Origin of the sequence: Chitinophaga niabensis, assembly GCF_039545795.1 — a bacterium.
Classification (GTDB): Bacteria; Bacteroidota; Bacteroidia; order Chitinophagales; family Chitinophagaceae; genus Chitinophaga; species Chitinophaga niabensis_B.
Genome location: NZ_CP154260.1, coordinates 4,135,708 through 4,154,561 on the forward strand (window position 1 = coordinate 4,135,708; position 18,854 = coordinate 4,154,561).

The 18,854-nt window shown below is 44.7% G+C and carries 23 protein-coding genes; 19 read left to right on the forward strand and 4 right to left on the reverse strand.

Annotation, left to right across the window (positions count from 1 at the left end; translation table 11 throughout):
• Window positions 1-15: 15 nt before the first annotated feature.
• The 3 genes from AAHN97_RS16240 (at window position 16) to AAHN97_RS16250 (ending at window position 3,789) form a co-directional block, all read left to right on the forward strand.
• Window positions 16-2,208 (forward strand): hypothetical protein, encoded by a 2,193-nt coding sequence (locus AAHN97_RS16240; protein ID WP_343303105.1) that lies wholly within the window; start codon window positions 16-18, stop codon window positions 2,206-2,208.
• 25 nt (window positions 2,209-2,233) lie between these two features.
• Window positions 2,234-2,491 carry a hypothetical protein gene (locus tag AAHN97_RS16245; protein ID WP_343303106.1) on the forward strand — a complete coding sequence of 86 codons (258 nt, stop codon included), beginning with the start codon at window positions 2,234-2,236 and terminating at the stop codon, window positions 2,489-2,491.
• 71 nt (window positions 2,492-2,562) lie between these two features.
• Window positions 2,563-3,789 carry a TlpA family protein disulfide reductase gene (locus AAHN97_RS16250; RefSeq protein WP_343303107.1) on the forward strand — a complete coding sequence of 409 codons (1,227 nt, stop codon included), beginning with the start codon at window positions 2,563-2,565 and terminating at the stop codon, window positions 3,787-3,789.
• A 53-nt stretch (window positions 3,790-3,842) separates the two neighbouring features.
• Here the strand turns inward: AAHN97_RS16250 and AAHN97_RS16255 are convergent, their stop codons facing one another.
• The gene (locus tag AAHN97_RS16255; RefSeq protein WP_343303108.1) at window positions 3,843-4,130 is read right to left on the reverse strand and encodes a hypothetical protein; all 288 of its coding nucleotides are present in this window, start codon (window positions 4,128-4,130) and stop codon (window positions 3,843-3,845) included.
• A gap of 175 nt (window positions 4,131-4,305) precedes the next feature.
• On the opposite strand from AAHN97_RS16255, the gene AAHN97_RS16260 reads away from it, so the two are divergent.
• From AAHN97_RS16260 to AAHN97_RS16285, 6 genes are all read left to right on the forward strand, one after another.
• Window positions 4,306-5,184: a sugar phosphate isomerase/epimerase family protein gene (locus AAHN97_RS16260; RefSeq protein ID WP_343303109.1), complete on the forward strand. Its 879-nt coding sequence runs from the start codon at window positions 4,306-4,308 to the stop codon at window positions 5,182-5,184.
• 91 nt (window positions 5,185-5,275) lie between these two features.
• The gene (locus AAHN97_RS16265; RefSeq protein WP_343303110.1) at window positions 5,276-5,737 is read left to right on the forward strand and encodes a carboxymuconolactone decarboxylase family protein; all 462 of its coding nucleotides are present in this window, start codon (window positions 5,276-5,278) and stop codon (window positions 5,735-5,737) included.
• Window positions 5,738-5,778: 41 nt separating this feature from the next.
• Window positions 5,779-6,114: a YciI family protein gene (locus tag AAHN97_RS16270; protein WP_343303111.1), complete on the forward strand. Its 336-nt coding sequence runs from the start codon at window positions 5,779-5,781 to the stop codon at window positions 6,112-6,114.
• Between the two features lie 41 nt (window positions 6,115-6,155).
• Window positions 6,156-7,376, forward strand: coding sequence for an RNA polymerase sigma factor (locus AAHN97_RS16275; protein WP_343303112.1), 1,221 nt, complete (start codon window positions 6,156-6,158; stop codon window positions 7,374-7,376).
• A gap of 63 nt (window positions 7,377-7,439) precedes the next feature.
• The gene (locus AAHN97_RS16280; protein ID WP_343303113.1) at window positions 7,440-7,991 is read left to right on the forward strand and encodes a carboxymuconolactone decarboxylase family protein; all 552 of its coding nucleotides are present in this window, start codon (window positions 7,440-7,442) and stop codon (window positions 7,989-7,991) included.
• Window positions 7,992-8,042: 51 nt separating this feature from the next.
• Entirely contained in the window at window positions 8,043-8,927 is an 885-nt protein-coding gene (locus AAHN97_RS16285; protein WP_343303114.1) for an alpha/beta fold hydrolase, read from the forward strand.
• On the opposite strand, the gene AAHN97_RS16290 is transcribed toward AAHN97_RS16285, so the two are convergent.
• A complete protein-coding gene (locus AAHN97_RS16290; protein WP_343303115.1) occupies window positions 8,907-9,998 on the reverse strand; it encodes a Gfo/Idh/MocA family protein in 1,092 nt (363 codons plus the stop codon). The genes AAHN97_RS16285 and AAHN97_RS16290 overlap by 21 nt on opposite strands.
• Window positions 9,999-10,073: 75 nt before the next feature.
• Between AAHN97_RS16290 and AAHN97_RS16295 the strand changes: the two genes are divergently transcribed.
• The 3 genes from AAHN97_RS16295 (at window position 10,074) to trhA (ending at window position 12,042) form a co-directional block, all read left to right on the forward strand.
• Window positions 10,074-10,970 carry a LysR substrate-binding domain-containing protein gene (locus tag AAHN97_RS16295; protein ID WP_343303116.1) on the forward strand — a complete coding sequence of 299 codons (897 nt, stop codon included), beginning with the start codon at window positions 10,074-10,076 and terminating at the stop codon, window positions 10,968-10,970.
• Window positions 10,971-11,045: 75 nt separating this feature from the next.
• Window positions 11,046-11,282: a hypothetical protein gene (locus AAHN97_RS16300; RefSeq protein ID WP_074237313.1), complete on the forward strand. Its 237-nt coding sequence runs from the start codon at window positions 11,046-11,048 to the stop codon at window positions 11,280-11,282.
• 115 nt (window positions 11,283-11,397) lie between these two features.
• Entirely contained in the window at window positions 11,398-12,042 is a 645-nt protein-coding gene (gene trhA / locus AAHN97_RS16305) for a PAQR family membrane homeostasis protein TrhA (RefSeq protein ID WP_343303117.1), read from the forward strand.
• On the opposite strand, the gene AAHN97_RS16310 is transcribed toward trhA, so the two are convergent.
• Window positions 12,031-13,215: an MFS transporter gene (locus AAHN97_RS16310; protein WP_343303118.1), complete on the reverse strand. Its 1,185-nt coding sequence runs from the start codon at window positions 13,213-13,215 to the stop codon at window positions 12,031-12,033. The genes trhA and AAHN97_RS16310 overlap by 12 nt on opposite strands.
• Before the next feature lie 66 nt (window positions 13,216-13,281).
• On the opposite strand from AAHN97_RS16310, the gene AAHN97_RS16315 reads away from it, so the two are divergent.
• The 7 genes from AAHN97_RS16315 to AAHN97_RS16345 are packed head-to-tail and all read left to right on the forward strand — an operon-like array spanning window position 13,282 to window position 17,966.
• Window positions 13,282-13,698 carry a winged helix-turn-helix transcriptional regulator gene (locus AAHN97_RS16315; RefSeq protein WP_343303119.1) on the forward strand — a complete coding sequence of 139 codons (417 nt, stop codon included), beginning with the start codon at window positions 13,282-13,284 and terminating at the stop codon, window positions 13,696-13,698.
• A gap of 39 nt (window positions 13,699-13,737) precedes the next feature.
• Complete coding sequence (locus AAHN97_RS16320; protein ID WP_343303120.1) at window positions 13,738-15,021, forward strand: hypothetical protein; 1,284 nt, start codon at window positions 13,738-13,740, stop codon at window positions 15,019-15,021.
• Window positions 15,018-15,398 carry a DoxX-like family protein gene (locus AAHN97_RS16325; protein WP_343303121.1) on the forward strand — a complete coding sequence of 127 codons (381 nt, stop codon included), beginning with the start codon at window positions 15,018-15,020 and terminating at the stop codon, window positions 15,396-15,398. The genes AAHN97_RS16320 and AAHN97_RS16325 overlap by 4 nt, the downstream gene beginning before the upstream one ends.
• Window positions 15,352-16,071: a DUF2071 domain-containing protein gene (locus AAHN97_RS16330; RefSeq protein WP_343303122.1), complete on the forward strand. Its 720-nt coding sequence runs from the start codon at window positions 15,352-15,354 to the stop codon at window positions 16,069-16,071. Before AAHN97_RS16325 ends, AAHN97_RS16330 begins: the two co-directional genes overlap by 47 nt.
• On the forward strand, window positions 16,059-16,772 hold the full coding sequence (locus AAHN97_RS16335; RefSeq protein ID WP_343303123.1) for a class I SAM-dependent methyltransferase: 714 nt from the start codon (window positions 16,059-16,061) through the stop codon (window positions 16,770-16,772). Before AAHN97_RS16330 ends, AAHN97_RS16335 begins: the two co-directional genes overlap by 13 nt.
• Window positions 16,766-17,164, forward strand: coding sequence for a hypothetical protein (locus AAHN97_RS16340; RefSeq protein WP_343303124.1), 399 nt, complete (start codon window positions 16,766-16,768; stop codon window positions 17,162-17,164). The genes AAHN97_RS16335 and AAHN97_RS16340 overlap by 7 nt, the downstream gene beginning before the upstream one ends.
• Window positions 17,148-17,966, forward strand: a complete 819-nt coding sequence (locus tag AAHN97_RS16345; protein WP_343303125.1) for a mechanosensitive ion channel family protein — start codon at window positions 17,148-17,150, stop codon at window positions 17,964-17,966. The genes AAHN97_RS16340 and AAHN97_RS16345 overlap by 17 nt, the downstream gene beginning before the upstream one ends.
• Window positions 17,967-17,968: 2 nt before the next feature.
• Here the strand turns inward: AAHN97_RS16345 and AAHN97_RS16350 are convergent, their stop codons facing one another.
• Entirely contained in the window at window positions 17,969-18,853 is an 885-nt protein-coding gene (locus AAHN97_RS16350) for a DUF4249 domain-containing protein (protein ID WP_343303126.1), read from the reverse strand.
• Window position 18,854: the final 1 nt, after the last annotated feature.

Below are 18,854 nucleotides of genomic sequence, written 5' to 3' on the forward strand. Positions count from 1 at the left end.
AGAAAAATCGCCGTTATGAATGGATTAACACCCTGGGCTGCATCCGCCAGCGCTCAGCTGGCAGACGAAAATTTAACTGCTGTTTACAGCAATGATGCAGGAGGAATTACTTTCAAAGTTTTTTGTTCAGGAGATTCATTGTGGATCGTTGCTCATTGGCCCAAAGGAGGAAGAATAGCTTTCCGCGCAGCTTATTCGCCTGGTTCTTCCCTTACAGTAAAAAAAGTAAATGACAGCAGTTTCCTGTTGAATAGTGATGTAGGTACTTACCATGTAAAGATCAGTTTGAATAATGAACCCGTTCTGCGGTACACCACTTCGCTCAAACCACATAAAGACCTGAGCATTCCATTCTGGCCAAGGGACATACTGGTTCCGGGAAATGAAAACAATGCTGAACACACAGCAGGAAAGATCCATGTAAGCCAGGTAGGTACAAGGTCAGGACTTATCTACAGCAGTATGCATAAACCAAAGTCAGGTTCCTTCCTTTATTTCCAGAACCTGACAGCATTGGCAAAATATTGCGAACAAACAAAAACATCCTGTGCCAATGTTGTTGGCGGCAACTGGCCGGAAATGGGTTTCGCTTTACCGCCATCCAAAGATAATTTCCTCGAAGCCGGAAAGGAAGTGATCATCTCCGATGCCTTTGTGGTGTTTGATGAAGAAGTACCGGCAGATGAAGCCGCCATTATCCGCCAGTACCTCAACCTGCTCGCAGCTGTTTACCTGCATCTGCCATTACCACCAACAACTTATAAGGAATGGCCGGAGATCCTGCAAAAGGGATTGAAAGACCTGATCGATAATCCGGGCTGCTGGTCGCAGGTGGCAGGCCATAGCTATTTCAATGCCTATGTAAGTGATTATGCCACCCCACCGGAGATCATGGTACAACTGGCAGTACTGCTGCCCTTGCAGGATTATGCAGAATGGAGTAAAACAAAACCGGAGGTCATAAAAACAATTAAAGCAAACCTGCCTTCCTTTTATGATAAAAAGATCGGCTCCATCATGCGCTGGTTGCCTGCTGCAGAAGACAAACTTGAAGAAGAGGAAGAACAAAAGAAGCCAAAGGTGATGGACTCCTGGTACCTGCATCATCCTCTCCTCAATCTGAGCCGGCTGGCATTAAAAGGAGATAAAACAGCAGAAAAGCTTTTCCTGGATTCATTGGATTTCTCCATCAAAGTAGCACATCATTTTAAATACCGCTGGCCGGTGTTTTACAAGATGGATACACTGGAAGTGGTCAAAGAAGAAACAGCCCCCGGCAAAGGAGGTGAAAAAGATGTTGCGGGGCTCTATGCACATGTAATGCTGCAGGCCTGGGAACTAACAAAAGAAAAAAGATATCTGAACGAAGCGGAAAAGGCAGCAAAAACGCTTCAGGGCCTTGGATTCGAGATGTTCTACCAGGCTAATAACACAGCCTTCGCCTCAGGCGCCTTACTCCGCTTGTATAAGATCACGAAAAACAAACTTTACCTGGACCTCAGTTATCTCTGCCTTGCAGGTATTTTCAAAAACGTGCAGCTTTGGGATTGCAATTATGGCTATGGAAAACATTTTCCCTCTTTCTTTGCACTCTTTCCATTGAATGATGCTCCATATACCGCTGTTTATGAAGAGCAGGAAGTTTTCTGTGCTTTCCATGACTATATGAAGCATGCGCAAGGCGAAGATATATTGCCATCCGTAAGGCTGCTGATCACTGAATATATCCGTTACCTGGTGGAAAGAGCGGTATATTATTATCCAACCATCCTACCCAAAGAGATGCTGGAAGAAAAACCGAAAATAGGAGAGCTGGACCCTGAATTATGGATTGCCCTGGAAGATCTGCATGATGGCTGGGAAAAAAGCGGTGCCGTTGGCCAGGAAGTCTATGGTGCAGGAAATGCCTTTGGGATCTCGCCCCGCCACTATCTGTTGGTACCCGGAGAAGAATTTATGGTGTATATAGAGTATCCGGCTGCTGGTTATAATGCAGTAAAAGGCAAAGCTATATCTTTTACCCTGTCGGGGGATGAACGCTTAACATGTAAAATGGTACTGGTAAAAAGTAGTGATACTGCACTGCCGGAATTTTCCGTGACTATTAACGGTACCAAAGAACTCCTGAAAGGGGAAACAATTAAGAATGGCCATATCCAATACCTGCTTAAAGGAAACCAGCAGGTAAGGATCAGCTGGAAAAGATAGGCATACCAATTGTAACAGTAAGCACATGGAAAAGAGGATCATCACTGTCTATATAGACAATAAACCCTACAAGCTCGGCGTCACCATCAACAAAAAGGGTCATATCACTACCTACCACGTTATTCACGAAAAAGATGCGGGCAAACTGGAGGAATTTATTCCGGATGAAATGGAATTTGATGTGAACGGGAACGTACATCTGGATGAAAGGATCAAAACCGTAAAAGGTGAACAGATTGCCCGTACCATCTGGAAGGGGATCAAAGATCAGCTGGAAGAATAATTCATCCCATTATTCCGTGTATTCATCCCATATCGCTTTTTACAGCAGCGAAATTGTTTATTTTCATACCCATGAAAATAATACTCACCATACTGTTTGCCCTATACGGTATACTGCCGGCCTCCGCTCAGTATGCCATGGTGCGTGGAGAGATAAAAAACCTCACCAAAGATACCATCACCCTTGTATTACTGCATGATCAGGTAACAGGCAATATGCAACCCTTCAGGATTGCTGTAGTGAACGGACAATTCAAAACGAATATCTACGTGCCCAAAACCGTGTATTTCGCCGTGTCCGATGATAAGAACTATACCCACGGTTTACTGCAACCGGGAGATGATATCACCATCCGGTACGACTTTGAAGATAAGAACGGCACACTGCAGATCAGCGGCAAAGGTTCGGAAAAAAGTATATTCTACCAACGTTTTGCCACCCTGAAAAAGGAAACAAGAAATAATGCGCGGGTGGACAGTATTGCAAAGGCTACCTATCAGCAACTGAGTGAGCTGCGCAGCACCATGAACGATGACAGCTATCATCTCCTGTATGCGCATTTCACGGGCATGCTGCAATCCAACAAATACTTTACTACCGGCGCACTCTCTCCTTATAACGACAACTTCTATACGTCTTTCAATTACGTGAACGATGTGTATAATATCGTTTCACAACATTACGCCGGCATAGACCCGATCGCAAGATTAGATACCCTCTCCCGGATACTGCCTCCCAAACTCAGGCAACCTGTGCTTACCCTCACACTCCGCTATGAAATCAAACAGCCTTCGGATTCACTGGTGAATGCCGTTTTGAAGGATGATACCTACAGGCAATACATTCTAAAGAAAGTAGCGGCTGAAAGAAAATTCAAAAAAGGGATGGCGGCACCTGACTTCTCATTGGAGAATGATAAAGGAGAAAAGGTAACGCTGCAGGATTATAAAGGGAAGGTGGTGTTCATCGATTTCTGGTTTGAAGCCTGCATACCCTGCCAGCAGATGTTCGAGCGGTTGAAACCTTTAAAGGCACAATATGCAGGGAATAAGGACCTGGTGTTCCTTTGCGTGTCCATTGATGAAAAAGGAGTTTGGATGAAAGCAAAAGACAAGGTACAGGCCGAACATCTGTATACGAATAACAAAGGACGTTATCATGCTGTGCTCAAAGATTATAATGTAGATGGATACCCCACTGCCTATATCATCGGGAAAGACGGACTTATTTTCGATGAAGCACCTTCCGGTTACCCGGAGTTATTACAACCGCAACTGGAAGCAGCTTTGAAAAAATAAAAAAGGGTTACAGCCTGTCCTGCTGTAACCCATTACTGTCATTGTTGGATCCTCTATCTTAAAAAGCGTTTTAAATTATCAATTATAAATTGAGCAGTACTGCTGTTCTTTTTAGGGCTGGCTATCAATTCCTGCACATGTTTCTCCCAGTCTTCCATGGCATCCTTGGGAGTAGTACCACTTCCAAACACACCCGCTTCTCTGTCCGGGCCTAAAATACAACAGTATGCGTTACCATCTTCATACACCACAGGCCTGAAAGTATACACATACGGAGAAATCGTTTCGGATTCATAATCTATGAATACCTGATCAACCGGGTTTATTCTCATTTGCTCCATAGAATGGTATTTTCAAATATATGCGCAAGAAATATGCCTGTGGAACCAAACAACAGGTAAATCAATGATCATCAAAGCTTTTCTTCCATATGCACCTAATTATAATACGAAAAGCCCGCGGCTTTACTTCCCCAAATTGTAGAATTTAGTAAATTAGGTCACAAAATTCCCCGTTATGAAACGCAGTTCCTTTCTGAGAACACTCATGGCTGTTCCGGCATTGGCCGCTACCCCAAAGATCTTACATGGTACCCCTGCTCCTGTCAGATCAAAGCTGAAGATCAGCCTGAACGCTTATTCCTTCAACACCCCCTTACGCGATGGCAGCATGAGCCTGGACGATATGCTGGAATTTTGCGCAGGCACCCCTATTCAGGCAGTAGATATTACCGGTTATTATTTCCCCGGTTACCCGGCTGTTCCGAAAGATGAATACATCTATCACATAAAAAGGAAGGCGTTCCGGCTGGGGTTGGATATCAGCGGTACCGGCGTACGTACGGATTTCACCAACCCTGACAAACAAAAGCGGCAGGCGGATGTGCAGCTGGTGAAAGACTGGATAGAATGCGCAGCTAAACTGGGTGCCCCGGTGATCAGGATCTTTTCCGGAACACAGGCCACCGGCAATTGGAATGAGGTGGCTGCCTATATGATGGAAGATGTAAAAGCCTGTATTGAGCATGGCCGGAAACATGGAGTGATGGTAGGTATTCAGAACCACAACGACTTTATCAAAACAGCAGATCATGTACACCAGATCAGCAAAATGGTGGATTCCGAATGGTTCGGGATCATCCTGGACACGGGTAGTTACAAAACAGGAGACCCTTACCAGCAGATTGCAGATACCGCCAGGTATGCCATCAACTGGCAATTGAAAGAGAACGTCTTTATCAATGGCGTGGAACAACCCGCAGACCTCGATAGAATTATCAGTGCCGTTAAAGCCTCCGGTTACCAGGGTTATCTGCCCATTGAAACACTGGGAGCGGGAGATCCCAGGGTTAAAGTACCAGCTTTTGTGGAAAAAGTAAGAAAAGCATTAGGCTGATTTACAATATTTTATAAAAAATATTCCCCAACCTGTCCAATTTCTGTCTGCCCGATCATTATTGTGATATAAACCACAAATAATAACAAACATGGAACAGAGAATTAACGTATTCGAAAAAGGACAGACAGCCATGAAATCCTTATATGGTATTGGCGGCTATTTAAACAAGTCAATCGTAGAGCAATCCATTTTTCACCTGATCTACTTCAGGGTGTCTCAGATCAATGGCTGCGCTTACTGTCTTGATATGCACTCAAAAGATCTCCGCGCTGCAGGAGAAACAGAGCAACGTTTGTACGGCCTGAGTGCCTGGAGGGAAACCCCTTATTTCTCAGAAAGGGAATGTGCTGCACTTGCCTGGGCTGAAGCCGTTACAATCCTTAAAGACAACCAGGTATCAGACGAAGTGTATTACTATGTACGTAAGCAGTTTTCTGAAGAAGAACTGGTAGACCTCACACTGGCAGTTACCACCATCAATACATACAACCGCATTAACATTGCCTTCAGGCCAATTCCCGGAGATTACAAACCCGGCCAGTACAAATAATATTTTTTCCTACATTCGATAACCATTTAAATAAGAATCACATGAAAGAGTTTGCTTTATTATTCAGGCAACCCAGTTTTGATTATAGCAATACACCTGAAAGCGAAATGAAAATACTGCAGAAAAAGTGGATGGATTGGACGGGCGGCATAGCAGCGCAGGGTAAATTATCCGGCAATGGCACCCGCCTGGCACTGGATGGCAAAGTACTGAAAGCAGGCGGCGTTATTACTGACGGCCCCTTTGTGGAGATCAGGGAACGGCTCGGCAGTTTTATTGTTGTGAAGGCAGACTCTTTGGAGGAAGCTACCACATTAGCTCATGGCTGTCCTGTACTGGACAACGGCGGCAGTGTAGAGATCAGGGCTATTATGTAACATATCCGGAGGACCACGCTGGTGGTCCTCTTCCATTTAATATGAGGAACGAATTAAAACATCTTTTCCAGCAGGAATTCAGCAAAATGGTGGCTGTTATCAGTAAACTATTCGGATTACAGCATATAGAAACAGCAGAAGATATTGTGAGCGAAACTTTCCTGCTGGCAACGGAAACATGGGAAGCAAAAGGTATTCCCCCCAATCCTACCGCCTGGTTATACCTGGTAGCCAAACAAAAAACAGCACATCACTTCAGAAGGAATAAGATCTTCGATCAAAAGATAAAACCCGCACTAACTACCAGCCAGGAAACGGCGGAGGCAGAACTGAATTTCTCTCAGGAGAATATTAAAGACAGCCAGCTGCAGATGCTCTTTGCTGTCTGCAATCCCGCTATTGCCAGTGAAGCGCAGATAGGACTTGCATTACGCATCCTCTGCGGTTTTGGTATTGATGAAATAGCGGAAGCCTTCCTCTCCAACAAAGAAGCCATTAATAAACGATTGTTCAGGGCAAAGGAGAAACTGCGGATGGAAAAGATAAAGATGGAATTGCCCCCGGAAAGCGAAATAGCCAAACGGCTGGATAATGTGCTGCACATTATCTACCTGCTGTTCAGCGAAGGATATTATTCCCAAACGCAGAACCAGGTGCTGCAGAAAGACTTCTGTTTAGAAGCTATGCGGCTTGGTTTGATGCTCACTGAATATGAAAAGACCAACCTGCCTAAAACCAATGCATTGATAGCACTGATGTGTTTCCACGCTTCCCGGTTTGATGCAAGGCAAACAAATGAAGATACCCTGGTATTATACGAGCAACAGAACGAAACCTTATGGGATACAGCCCTGATCCATCAGGGCAATTATTTTTTAGCGCTCTCCGCACAGGGAAATGAGATCAGCTCTTATCACCTGGAAGCAAAGATTGCTGCCTGGCATTGCATTAAAGAAGATACTCCTGAGAAATGGGAAGATATTCTGCAATTGTACAATCAGCTGCTGATGGTGAATTATTCCCCCAGTGTAGCCCTTAACAGAACCTTTGCTCTGTACAAAGCAAACGGGCAAAGAGAAGCCCTGGCAGAAGCTGAAAAACTGAAGCTGGAAAACAATCATTTCTATCACCTGCTACTGGGTGAACTGTACAAAGGCATTGATAACAGCAAAGCCTTACTAAACCTGCAAAAAGCCTATGATCTGGCCAAAACCCAGCCGGAGAAACAGGGCATCCGGGAAAAGATCAATCAGCTTTCTTAAAAATATTTCCGGCTGCCTGTCCAATTTCCATTTGTTTGATCCTTATTAAGGAAACAACACAAAATGGAAACATTACTTGCACCTATCGAGAAGCCGAAAGGCCTGATCATGAAAATGGTCTATTTCTTTACACGCCGCCAGTTCGGCAAAGTATTGATGCCCTTAAAAGTACATTCTGCCAGGCTGCCGGTTGCATTCGGCATGTTCTACGGAAAGGTTTCTCAGCTGGACAAAAAACTGCAACTCTCTCCCGAAATGGCTTCCCTCATCCGTGTACAGGTGGCACGCATAAATATTTGCCTTTTCTGTATAGATGCCGGAAGATGGTCTGCAGCAAACGCATCCATGAATGTAGCCAAATTCGATGCACTGGACCAATATGCAACCAGTTCCCTTTTCAGCGATAAAGAAAGAGTAGCACTGGATTATGCATCAGAATTGACCAGGGACAAAACAGTGAACCCCATCACCTTTAAACGTATGGCCAATTATTATTCAGAACAGGAGATCTGCGAGATCGTTTTTCTTGTGGCCAGCGAACATCTTTATAACCTGACGAATATCGGGTTGAACATCCATTCCGATATGCTTTGTGACATCAGCAAAAGAAAATAATAAAACAACAGTAATCAGTGGAGGTGGCACCAAGTTTGAAATATAGGAGGTATGAATAATACGGAATCATTCAAACTAACAACACCGGAAGCAACGATATTTTTGCAAAGACTTGGAAGTGGCCCTCCACTATTACTGTTGCATGGATTTCCTCAAACACACCTGATGTGGCGGGATGTAGCGCCTTTGCTCGCAAAACATTTCACCGTGATCTGTGCAGACCTCCGGGGATATGGACGTAGCAGTTGCCCGTCTTCTGATGCGGATCATACACCTTATTCCAAACGTGCCATGGCAAACGATATGGTTTTAATAATGGAACAGCTGGGCTTCCCGAAATTTTCAGTGGCCGGGCATGATCGTGGAGGGCGGGTAGCTTATCGTCTGGCACTGGATCACCCGGAACGGGTGGAACGTTTAGCCGTACTGGATGTTATACCAACTGCTGAAGTATGGGATGCGGCAGACAAAAGATTTGCCACTGCTTTCTGGCCATGGTCGCTCCTTACACAACCTGCACCATTTCCGGAAATGCTTATTGCCAATGCCCCCGAAGCTGTAATTGATAATGCTCTCAATGAGTGGGGAACACCGGGTACTGTTTTCCCCGCGAGAGTGAGAAACGCTTATATAGAACCTTTGAAGAATAGTGCGCATGTGCACGCTATTTGTGAAGATTACAGAGCCTCGGTTATGCTGGACTATGATCATGATATGCATGACCTGAACAATGGCCATCGCATAAAATGCCCGGTGCTGGCACTCTGGAGTGCAGACAGTGCATTGGACAACTGGTATAAAAAAGAAGGAGGCCCACTCGCCATCTGGCGGAAATGGGCCTATAATGTGCAGGGCTGGCCGGTTAGTGGGGGGCACTTTTTCCCGGAAGAGATCCCGGAAGAAACAGCGATTGCTTTAACGCAGTTCTTTCTGTAACACAATCCGTTTACCGCTGGCTGCAGATCGTTTGGCTGCATCCAGTATTTCCATTACGATCATGTTATATTTCAAAGAAGAAAGATCATCTGTGCCAGGCAGCTCATTGCGTAACACCGCCGTTAAATAAACGATCGGATCATTGAAGGGTGCTTTCAATGTTTCTGCTACTTTCACTCCTTTCCTGTTCTCCCGCATACGGCTGGTAATATTCACACCATCCAATGCATGCAGGTAACCAGTTACGCCAAACACTTCCAGGTCTTTGATAGAGAAAGGCCAGTTCCAGGAAGCCTCGATCAAACCTGTTGCACCCGGGTATTCTACCAGGATGGTAGCATCATCATCTACTTTGGGATATACTTCCGGTTTATAACGTTTGGTGACAGCCGTTACTGCAATAGGGCGCTGCCCTTTCATCAGCCACGTCATCAGGTCTGCACCATAACAACCAAAATCATTAAGCGCACCGGCACCATTTAATACAGGATCAGTGAGCCAGCTCAAAAACTCTGCGCTGCAGCCTATTTCTTTAGGCCCCTGATGGCCATCGTGCACCACCATCTTTCTGATCTGCCCAATACTGTCTTTGCTGATGGTGTTATATACATCGTGGTATGATGCATACCAGGTGGTTTCATAATTGGTGAGCACCTTAATTTTATGCTGTGCAGCCAGTTTCTCTATTTCTTTTGCCTGCTGTAAAGTAGCAGCCAGCGGCTTTTCCACCATTACCGGAATGCCAAGCGGTGCACAGATCTGCACTACTTTCAGGTGTTCTCCTACTGCGTTATACCCTACCACTACATCCGGTTTCCGGGTTAACAATACCTTCTTCAGATCATCATGGAAAAGGGAATCCGGAATGCGGTATTGTTTGCCATATTTTAGCTGTAACTGCTTATTGGGTTCTGCGATACCAATGATATTCACTTTGCCCTGCGTGTACTGTCGCAAAATGGTATGGATATGATCGTGATTCATACCTGCCACCACTACTTTTATGGGTTGCTGGGCAATGCTGGTGATATACAGGCCTGTTAACAGTAAGAAACAAAAAAAGGATTTCATGGTGCTATTGCTTTAAAACAACAAAATACAGCCGAAATTCTTAATTTTTTGATACTTTGTCCAAAATGTGATGTTATGCTTTCTACCCGTCACGAGGTTTTCATGGAGGTTGCCCACCAGAAGAGCTTCTCAAAGGCCAGCCAGGTTTTGTTCATTTCCCAGCCTGCGGTGAGCAATCATATAAAAGGATTGGAAGAACAATACAAAACCAAACTGTTTGAAAGAAAAGGACTGCAGATAGAACTCACAGAAGCAGGACATTTACTCTATAACCGGCTCTTAGCGGTAAAGCTCATTCAAAAGGAAACGGAATTTGACATTTCCGTGATGCACGACAAACAACAGGCTACCGGCATCTTAAATCTCGGTGCCAGTACTACCGCAGCGCTGTATATTCTGCCAAGAGTAATGTCTGCCTTTCACAGGGAATATCCGCAGGTAGACATTTCACTCCTGAACAGGAACAGTGAAATTGTACTGCAGGCCCTGCTGGACAAAGAGATCAATATCGGCGTAACAGAAGAGAAGGGAAAACTTACCAATATCACCTACCAGCCTTTCGTGAAAGATCAGATTGTTGCAGTGTGCAGCCAGGATAATCCATTGGCCCGAAAAAGGAGCTACAATCTTAAAGAACTGTTAAATATGTCCGTAGCCATCAGGGAAAGAGGCAGTGGCACCCTGGAAGCGATAAAGAAAGGTTTAGCCAAAAGCAAAATACGCCTGAACGACCTGAAGATCAATATCAAACTGGGTGGCACAGAGGCATTGAAAAACTTTCTGCTGGAATCTGATTGTGTAGGATTCCTTTCTACCAGGTCCATCATGAAAGAGCTGCAGCATGGGGAACTGGTGATCCTTCAATTTGAAGGCCTGCGCATTGAAAGGAGCTTTTATTTCATTCAGCGAAAGGGCGAAACCAGTGAGTTGAACAAGCGTTTCATAAAAATGGCAAGGTCTCTGTATAACTAATAGTTATAGGTCATAACATTTACATATAGTTATAGTTATACACTAAATCCTACATTTACATCACAATCGTGCTTTATGAATATGCTTTTTTATTACGAGGAGATCTACAATGCGGCCATTGAGCGGATCAATAAGTTAGTTAACCTGTCGGAAAATCTTACACACAGACTAAACCGCCTGATCACCCAGGAAGATATAGATGCAGTAACGGAGAGAAGTATGTTTTCCTCCGGCAATGTGCTTTGCCCTGATGCCGCAGCTGAATATGCCGGTATCAGTAAACTGCTGGAACTGGATATGCAGGAGGAATAAAATAAACTCACATAGCCACCTGTTAATCCCTTTGGCAAATGTTGCAAAATTGTTAAAGTGAACCCCGCCAATGCTCATGATACGTGAGTTGGCTACATTTGCCAAAATCAGCGACATGGCAATGATACTTCAGCAAACTAAATACAACCGCAAACAGGAGATCGTAAACGGACTGGTACATGCTTTTGGCATCGTATTCGGGCTAAGTGCCCTGCCGGTACTGACAGGAATTGCTGCCACACATGGTAATACACCGGGCATTGTAGGAGCAGGCATTTACAGTTTTTGCTTCATCCTGCTTTTCACCTGCTCCACCGTTTATCATCTGTCACAGGAACCCATGGTAAAAAAGTTGTTCCTGGTCTTTGATCACATCAGCATTTACTTCCTGATAGCAGGTACATATACGCCTTTCCTGCTGGTATATATGAACAATGCCTTTGGTATTACACTCCTCTGCGTACTATGGGGATTGACGGCAGTAGGCATCTTCTTCAAAACATGGTTCACCGGCAGGTTTGATATCATCTCTACCATCATCTATCTGCTCATGGGCTGGATACTGGTAGTAGGCGGAAGAAGATTTTTTACAGTACTGCCTGTTTCTGTGATCACACTGTTTTGTATCGGAGGCGCCCTCTATTCTATCGGTGTGTATTTTTACATCCGCGATAAACGTACCTACACACATGCGATATGGCATAGCCTGGTATTGGCCGCGGCAATATGCCATTATGTAGCAGTGCTTTTAACGATGTAGAACACTTAAGTTCAACTTATACGTAGAAATCCCCCAGCACAACAATCCCACAGCACTGATCGCAGCACCAAGGACGCAAACGCCCGTCCATCCGAAATGCGCATACGTAATCGTAGATGCAACAGACCCGGTTCCGCTGCCCACAGAATAGAATACCATGTATCCGCCCGTGATCCTGCTACGCGCCTCCGGCCTTACTTTGAGGATAATGCTCTGGTTAGTAACATGCACCGCCTGCAAGCCAAAATCAAAAACGATCACACCAATGATCAGTGCCCATAGGGAATATCCCATGCAGGCAACCGGTATCCAGGATAACAATACCAGTGTTAATCCTATGCCGGAAGTCCATTGCGCATACCCGCTATCTGCCCAGCGGCCAGCCCTGGCAGCTCCCAAAGCTCCCGCCACCCCGGCTAATCCAAGCAACCCTATTTCTGTATGCGAAAGGGAGAAAGGCGGTTCACTGAGTGGTAATACCATGGGTGTCCATAATACAGTGCCGGCTGCAAATAATAACATGGCGATAATCCCCCTCGTAAGTAATACCGGCTCACTGGCAAAGAGTACAAAAACGGACTTAAGTAACTGAGGATAAGTACCGCCGGCAGAACGTTTTTCTGCTACCGGTGCAATACGATACAATACACCCGCAATCAGTAAGGTAAATGCCGCAGAAACAAAATACACCGTGCGCCAGCCTGCAAGATCAGCTAAGGCGCCCGCAATTGTTCTTGCCAAAAGAATGCCTATCACAATACCACTGGTAACTGTTCCCACTACACGCCCCCGTTCAGCATCACCAGCCATGTTGGCGGCAAAGGCTACCAGGGTTTGTGTAACCACCGCCATTAAACCCATCATGATCATACCTGCCAGTAAAACAAAAACAGAAGGCGCCAGCCCTACTATCAACAGGAACAACCCCAGCAATCCCAGTTGCAGCACAATCAGTTTCCGGCTGTCCACCAGGTCGCCCAGGGGAACCAGTAATAACAATCCCACCCCATACCCCACCTGGGTAGCAGTAATAATAATACCCACCGCAGCCTGCGATATCCCAAAAGTATCTGCCATGACATCCAGCAGCGGATGCGCGAAATAAACATTGGCAACTGCCAGGCCCGCAGCCACAGCAAACAGCATAATCAATGGAAACGACATTTTTTTCATACCTTAGCACTTGTAATTTGCAAGTGCTAAGGTAAACATAAATCACTTGCAAAATGCAAGTAGTTTATGAAACAGGTTAAAACAAGGTCAGCATGCCCAATCAGCAACGTTCTTGATCTCTTCGGGGATAAATGGACCCTGCTCATCCTCCGGGATATGATCTTCGAGGGGAAGTCTTCTTACGGAGAATGCACGGCATCTGATGAAAAAATAGCGACCAATATCCTGGCGGACAGGTTTGAACTGCTGGAATCTCAGGGCCTTGTAACAAAGAAGGTCTCCCCCGTACACCGGTCCAAATTCATTTATACACTTACAGAAAAGGCAATAGACCTGATCCCCCTCATTGCCGAAATGGTGTTGTGGGGCAGCAAACACTTCGAAGGCACGGGCACTAAACCGGAAAACCTTCTTGCCCAGCTGAAGAAAGACAAAGCTGGCACTATTAAAACATATACCACACGGCTGAAAAAGCAGCTGTAAAAAGCGATATATTTATACCATAAAAACCTGGCGGCATATATGCAAGCAAAATTCCTTTTCGTAACCATCATCCTTTTTGCATCCTGTAATTACAACTCAGATAAACAAACCGAGCAGCAAAAGCTCAATGCCCTCGCAGAAAAATATGTACGCCTTGGTTTAACCATCGGGCAATACGATACTGATTTTGTGGATGCTTATTATGGGCCGGATTCATTAAGACCAAAAACAAAGAGTGCAACATTTCCCAAAGATTCACTGCTCGCCTCTGTGGACATCCTGAAAGCAGAACTGGGCACCCTGGCAGAGAACGTATCAAACGATACCACCCGCATCCGTGCAAACTGGATCATACAACAACTCACCGCATTCGGCAGAAGGATCAGGATCTTCACAGGAGAACTCAAACCCTTTGATGAAGAATCCATAGAACTCTTTGGTGTAACCGCACCGGTATATCCGGAAGCACATTTCAAAACACTTATTTCCTCACTGGATAGTTTACTGCCCGGCAAAGGTGGCCCTGTACCAGACAGGTTCCAAAGGCTCGCTAATAAATTCATTATCCCGAAAGATAAACTGGACACTGTTTTCAGAACCGCCATTGCAGAAGCCCGTAAACGTACACTGGAACACTATCAGCTTCCTGCACAAGAAAACTTTTCCCTGGAATATGTAACAGGCAAATCATGGTCTGGCTATAACTGGTACAAAGGCAATTACAACAGCCTTATCCAGATCAGTGAAGACCTTCAGATCTTCATTGAAAAAGCCATAGACCTCGCCTGCCACGAAGGCTATCCCGGGCACCATGTGTATAACATGATGCTGGAAAAGAACCTCTACCGCGACAGAGGATGGGTGGAAATTTCTCTCTATCCCTTATTCAGCCCGCAATCCCTTATTGCGGAAGGAAGCGCCAACTATGGTATTGAATTAGCTTTCCCCGGCACAGAAAAAAATATATACACCCGCAATGTACTATTACCTTTAGCCGGCCTGGACAGTACAGGACTTGATCTGTATTTCAAAGCCCTTGCCATCAAAGGAGAACTGAACTACTCCCGCAATGAAGTGGCCCGCGGACTCCTCAGCGGAAGTATGACGGAAGATGAAGCATTGCGCTGGCTCATGGATTATACTTTACTGAATAAAGAATCTGCCATCAAATCCATCAGCTTTATCAGGAACAACCGCAGTTATGTGATCAACTACAACTATGGATTAGACCTCGTTAAAAAATATATCGGAGACAGGGCCCGCTGGGAAAAGTTTGGGGCATTATTGAGTAACCCTATTACCCCCGATAGCCTGAGTAAATGAGGACCATTGTAAACATAGCCATAGGGCTGGTATGGCTAGTGAATGGCCTGTACTGTAAAGTACTCAACCAGGTTCCCCGCCACCAGGCCATTGTTGCAGAAATACTGGGCAAAGAATACGCATCACTGTTCACCAGAACCATCGGAATGTTAGAGATAGGTATGTTCGTTTGGGTGATCAGCCGGATCAAATCACGCTGGTGCGCTATTGTACAGATAGTAACCGTGGCTGTGATGAATATCATTGAGTTCTTAATGGTACCTCATCTGCTGTTGTTCGGAAGGTTCAATGCATTGATCGCACTACTCTTCATTATTGTTATATACCTGCATGAATTCACTCAGGAATCATCCCTTCGCCGTAGAAGCATTCTTTGAACATTCCCTGGTACTCACCTTTGCAGTACCAAAGAATGAAATAAAAGACCTCCTTCCACCCTGCCTGGAACCCGATACTTTCCAGGATGAATGGGCCTTTATTGCAGTAGCATTGGTAAAAACAAAAGACCTTCGCCCAAAAGGTTTTCCTGCATTTATGGGGAACGATTTCTTTCTCATTGGCTACAGGATCTTTGTACGTTATACCAATAACAAAGGCAAAAGATTAAGGGGATTGTATATCCTCCGGTCTGAAACCAATAAAAAGAAGATGGCTTTCCTGGGCAATATCTTCACCCACTATCGTTATATCACTACAGCCATTCAATTCAGCAAACAACATATTTCTTCTCCGGGATTAACCATCAGCATCAACACCGGTAACGACAACACCGCCCTTCCAACAGGGTCTCCTTTTTCAACATGGCAGGAAGCCCGCCGTTTTGCAGGCCCGCTGCCTTTTACATTCTCTTACAATGAGAAAAAGAAAGAAGTAGTGATCATTGAAGGCGTACGGGAGAACTGGACACCCCGGCCCGTAGAAGTATTAACGCATGACATTGCATTCCTGAAGGAAATAAAGCTCAACGGGCTTATATTGGCCAATGCATTCATGATAGAGGATATTCCCTATTACTGGAAGAAAGGTAAAACCGAAATATGGCAACCGTAACAAGAAAGCCTTTTCAGGGTATAACAAATATCATTCGCTTCAACTGGCATTTTTATGTGATAGCTGTTGTGCTTTCTTTGCTGTTCATATGGGTAAATATGATTGCTGTATATCTTATACTGGCAGGTACGCTCAGTTCCCTGTTTGTTTCCTGGTACATCTATGACCATTCCCATTTGTATTCTTTAAACTGGATCAACAATATTCAGCCAGAGCAAATGATAAACATCCATGCCGGTTTCGATGAAACCAGCACTTTACTGGCAGCCAGATACCCGAAGGCCCAACTAACTGTTTTTGATTTTTATGATCCCGCATTACATACAGAAGTATCTGTAAAAAGAGCACGTAAGGCATACCTTCCCTATCCCGGCACCCAAAGCATCCGTACAGATAATGTGCCTTTAGCGGATGATACTGCTGATGTGATCTTTCTGCTGTTCGCTGCCCATGAGATCAGGAACCAAACAGAGCGGGAGGTTTTCTTTTCACAATTAAAAAAAGCCCTGAAACCCGGCGGCTGTATCATTATAGCAGAACATCTGCGGAACCCGCTTAATTTCCTGGCTTATAATTTCGGCTTCTTCCATTTCTTCTCCCGTAATACATGGGAACAGACTTTTGCCAAAACCGGGTTAAGTATTCGTGCAGAAAGCACCATCACGCCATTCATCACCACCTATATCCTTGCCGAATGTTAGCATTACATCTCAAAATAACCGGTATCATCCTGCTCCTTTTATCGCTGATCCATATTGGTTTTCCGAAATACTTCCAGTGGAAAAAAGAGTTGCAGCCTTTAAGCCTCATCAACCGGCAAATGATGTATGTGCATACCTTTTTCCTGGCAATAGCAGTAGGAATGATCGGCCTGTTATGCCTCTGCTTTACGGAAGATATCATTCATACTAACCTGGGAAAACAATTATCCCTCGGTTTATTTATCTTTTGGAGCATTCGTCTCCTGTTTCAATTCTTTGTATACTCTCCTTCCCTATGGAAAGGCAAATTATTCGAAACTACTATCCATATTATTTTTTCTCTGTTATGGGTATACCAATCCACAGTATTCCTGTTTGTCTGTCTGGCATAATATTTCCATTCCATATGGCATGATTGAACAGATGTTACAAAATGCCTATCACTGGATAGAACTGAACGGCCTGCGGATCGTACTGGCCCTGGTGATACTAATAGGCGGGCAATGGATGATACTGCTGGTCAAAAGATATTTCCTCCGGAGAATGCATAAAAAAGGTACAGACGATACCTTAAAACCATTCCTCACCGGCCTGATAGCAGCTGTTTTACAAATAGGACTGGTATTAGGTGTTATACAGTTCCTCAATATCCAGATGACCATCTTTGCTGCACTGATAGGTGCTATTGGTGTAGCGGCAGGATTGGCACTCTCCGGCACTTTACAGAATTTCACGAGTGGGGTATTGATATTACTGCTGAAACCTTATGAAGCCGGTGATGTCATTGTAGCGCAGGGGCAAACGGGAGAAGTAAGCTCCGTACAGCTGTTCAATACCATTATCATCACAGCTGATAATAAATATGTGATCATTCCTAATTCGAAATTATCGAACGAAGTGATCATCAACAACAGCAGGTCTTCCAACAGGCGCATAGATATTGAATTGAAGCTGAGTTATGCTTACAGCCTGGAACAGGTAAAGCCCCTGATCCTGAAAGAAGCTGTAGACATGCAGAACCTTACAAGAGAACCACCAGCTGTCGTAAGCGTATCAGGCCTGGAACCTGACGGCTGGAAGCTGGTGGTATATGCCTGGGTGGACAGTGATCTCTATGATGAAACCCGTTTTGAATTACATGAAAGAGTGATCGCTGCGTTAAAACGGGGTGGTATCAAATTACCCGGAATGTAGCGTTAGTTCGGCAGTACATACTCTCTCATGGCAATACCGCCAACAACTCCTAAGCCGTTCTTAATGTTGTTGAATACCAGTACTTTTTCAGTGAGGGGGTTTTCTGCTTTTCGTATAGCCAGGTAGGATGTTTTCAGGTAACGATAACTATCATACGTTAAACTACTTACTTCTACAATGAGATACTGTACCTGGGACTGGCTTTCCAGGTTAAAAACAAAACGGGGGCTTCTGCCATCAAACAGTTTATCGTCCATAAAAATCTCCTCATTCCCTCCCTCATCAAAAAGATCATATGCAGGGTCATCTGATTTTATATAAGCAGCGCGGCCATACTTTGTCACAACAAAAGGACCATTTGGTGTTGTCTGCCCTCCGTAAGCACCAAAAATGCGGATCCTGTAATAATTCTTTTCGCCTGCTTTATCATGTAGCTGCAATATCACTTTATTGTCTACATCTATTCCATTAATAGGTACTTCAATGCGTTTCAATTCCCCGATCACCGCACTGTCCGGTATTACATCAGTACCTTCTGCCAGCTCCATACCAGGAACAGCGGCCGTTACTTTATAAGTATGCCCGGCCTCCACTTTGGTAGTGCTGCAGTAATAATCGAAATAATTTATTGTTCTAAGCGTTAGCGTTTCTTTTAACTGATCATTATCGAATAACTGAACGATCGCATCTTTTGGCTCAGGAAAACTATTCGTATTTGCCAGCTTGCCGGACAGGGTGATCCTTGCATAAATAACGCTGTCTTTATTCATCAGCACATTGATCACCGGTTTATTGGCTTCAGAGGGAATATCGATGATCACCCCTGTTTCACACGCCAGGAAACTGGTGGTAACACATAGTAAAATTATATAGTGTAGGTAGCGCATG

What these genes read in the sequence shown, in the direction of transcription:
- AAHN97_RS16240 (WP_343303105.1), top strand. Translation starts at nt 16, where the DNA reads ATGAATGGATTAACACCCTGGGCTGCATCCGCCAGCGCTCAGCTGGCA.
- AAHN97_RS16245 (WP_343303106.1), top strand. Translation starts at nt 2,234, where the DNA reads ATGGAAAAGAGGATCATCACTGTCTATATAGACAATAAACCCTACAAG.
- AAHN97_RS16250 (WP_343303107.1), top strand. Translation starts at nt 2,563, where the DNA reads ATGAAAATAATACTCACCATACTGTTTGCCCTATACGGTATACTGCCG.
- AAHN97_RS16255 (WP_343303108.1), bottom strand. Translation starts at nt 4,130, where the DNA reads ATGGAGCAAATGAGAATAAACCCGGTTGATCAGGTATTCATAGATTAT.
- AAHN97_RS16260 (WP_343303109.1), top strand. Translation starts at nt 4,306, where the DNA reads ATGAAACGCAGTTCCTTTCTGAGAACACTCATGGCTGTTCCGGCATTG.
- AAHN97_RS16265 (WP_343303110.1), top strand. Translation starts at nt 5,276, where the DNA reads ATGGAACAGAGAATTAACGTATTCGAAAAAGGACAGACAGCCATGAAA.
- AAHN97_RS16270 (WP_343303111.1), top strand. Translation starts at nt 5,779, where the DNA reads ATGAAAGAGTTTGCTTTATTATTCAGGCAACCCAGTTTTGATTATAGC.
- AAHN97_RS16275 (WP_343303112.1), top strand. Translation starts at nt 6,156, where the DNA reads ATGAGGAACGAATTAAAACATCTTTTCCAGCAGGAATTCAGCAAAATG.
- AAHN97_RS16280 (WP_343303113.1), top strand. Translation starts at nt 7,440, where the DNA reads ATGGAAACATTACTTGCACCTATCGAGAAGCCGAAAGGCCTGATCATG.
- AAHN97_RS16285 (WP_343303114.1), top strand. Translation starts at nt 8,043, where the DNA reads ATGAATAATACGGAATCATTCAAACTAACAACACCGGAAGCAACGATA.
- AAHN97_RS16290 (WP_343303115.1), bottom strand. Translation starts at nt 9,998, where the DNA reads ATGAAATCCTTTTTTTGTTTCTTACTGTTAACAGGCCTGTATATCACC.
- AAHN97_RS16295 (WP_343303116.1), top strand. Translation starts at nt 10,074, where the DNA reads ATGCTTTCTACCCGTCACGAGGTTTTCATGGAGGTTGCCCACCAGAAG.
- AAHN97_RS16300 (WP_074237313.1), top strand. Translation starts at nt 11,046, where the DNA reads ATGAATATGCTTTTTTATTACGAGGAGATCTACAATGCGGCCATTGAG.
- trhA (WP_343303117.1), top strand. Translation starts at nt 11,398, where the DNA reads ATGGCAATGATACTTCAGCAAACTAAATACAACCGCAAACAGGAGATC.
- AAHN97_RS16310 (WP_343303118.1), bottom strand. Translation starts at nt 13,215, where the DNA reads ATGAAAAAAATGTCGTTTCCATTGATTATGCTGTTTGCTGTGGCTGCG.
- AAHN97_RS16315 (WP_343303119.1), top strand. Translation starts at nt 13,282, where the DNA reads ATGAAACAGGTTAAAACAAGGTCAGCATGCCCAATCAGCAACGTTCTT.
- AAHN97_RS16320 (WP_343303120.1), top strand. Translation starts at nt 13,738, where the DNA reads ATGCAAGCAAAATTCCTTTTCGTAACCATCATCCTTTTTGCATCCTGT.
- AAHN97_RS16325 (WP_343303121.1), top strand. Translation starts at nt 15,018, where the DNA reads ATGAGGACCATTGTAAACATAGCCATAGGGCTGGTATGGCTAGTGAAT.
- AAHN97_RS16330 (WP_343303122.1), top strand. Translation starts at nt 15,352, where the DNA reads ATGAATTCACTCAGGAATCATCCCTTCGCCGTAGAAGCATTCTTTGAA.
- AAHN97_RS16335 (WP_343303123.1), top strand. Translation starts at nt 16,059, where the DNA reads ATGGCAACCGTAACAAGAAAGCCTTTTCAGGGTATAACAAATATCATT.
- AAHN97_RS16340 (WP_343303124.1), top strand. Translation starts at nt 16,766, where the DNA reads ATGTTAGCATTACATCTCAAAATAACCGGTATCATCCTGCTCCTTTTA.
- AAHN97_RS16350 (WP_343303126.1), bottom strand. Translation starts at nt 18,853, where the DNA reads ATGCGCTACCTACACTATATAATTTTACTATGTGTTACCACCAGTTTC.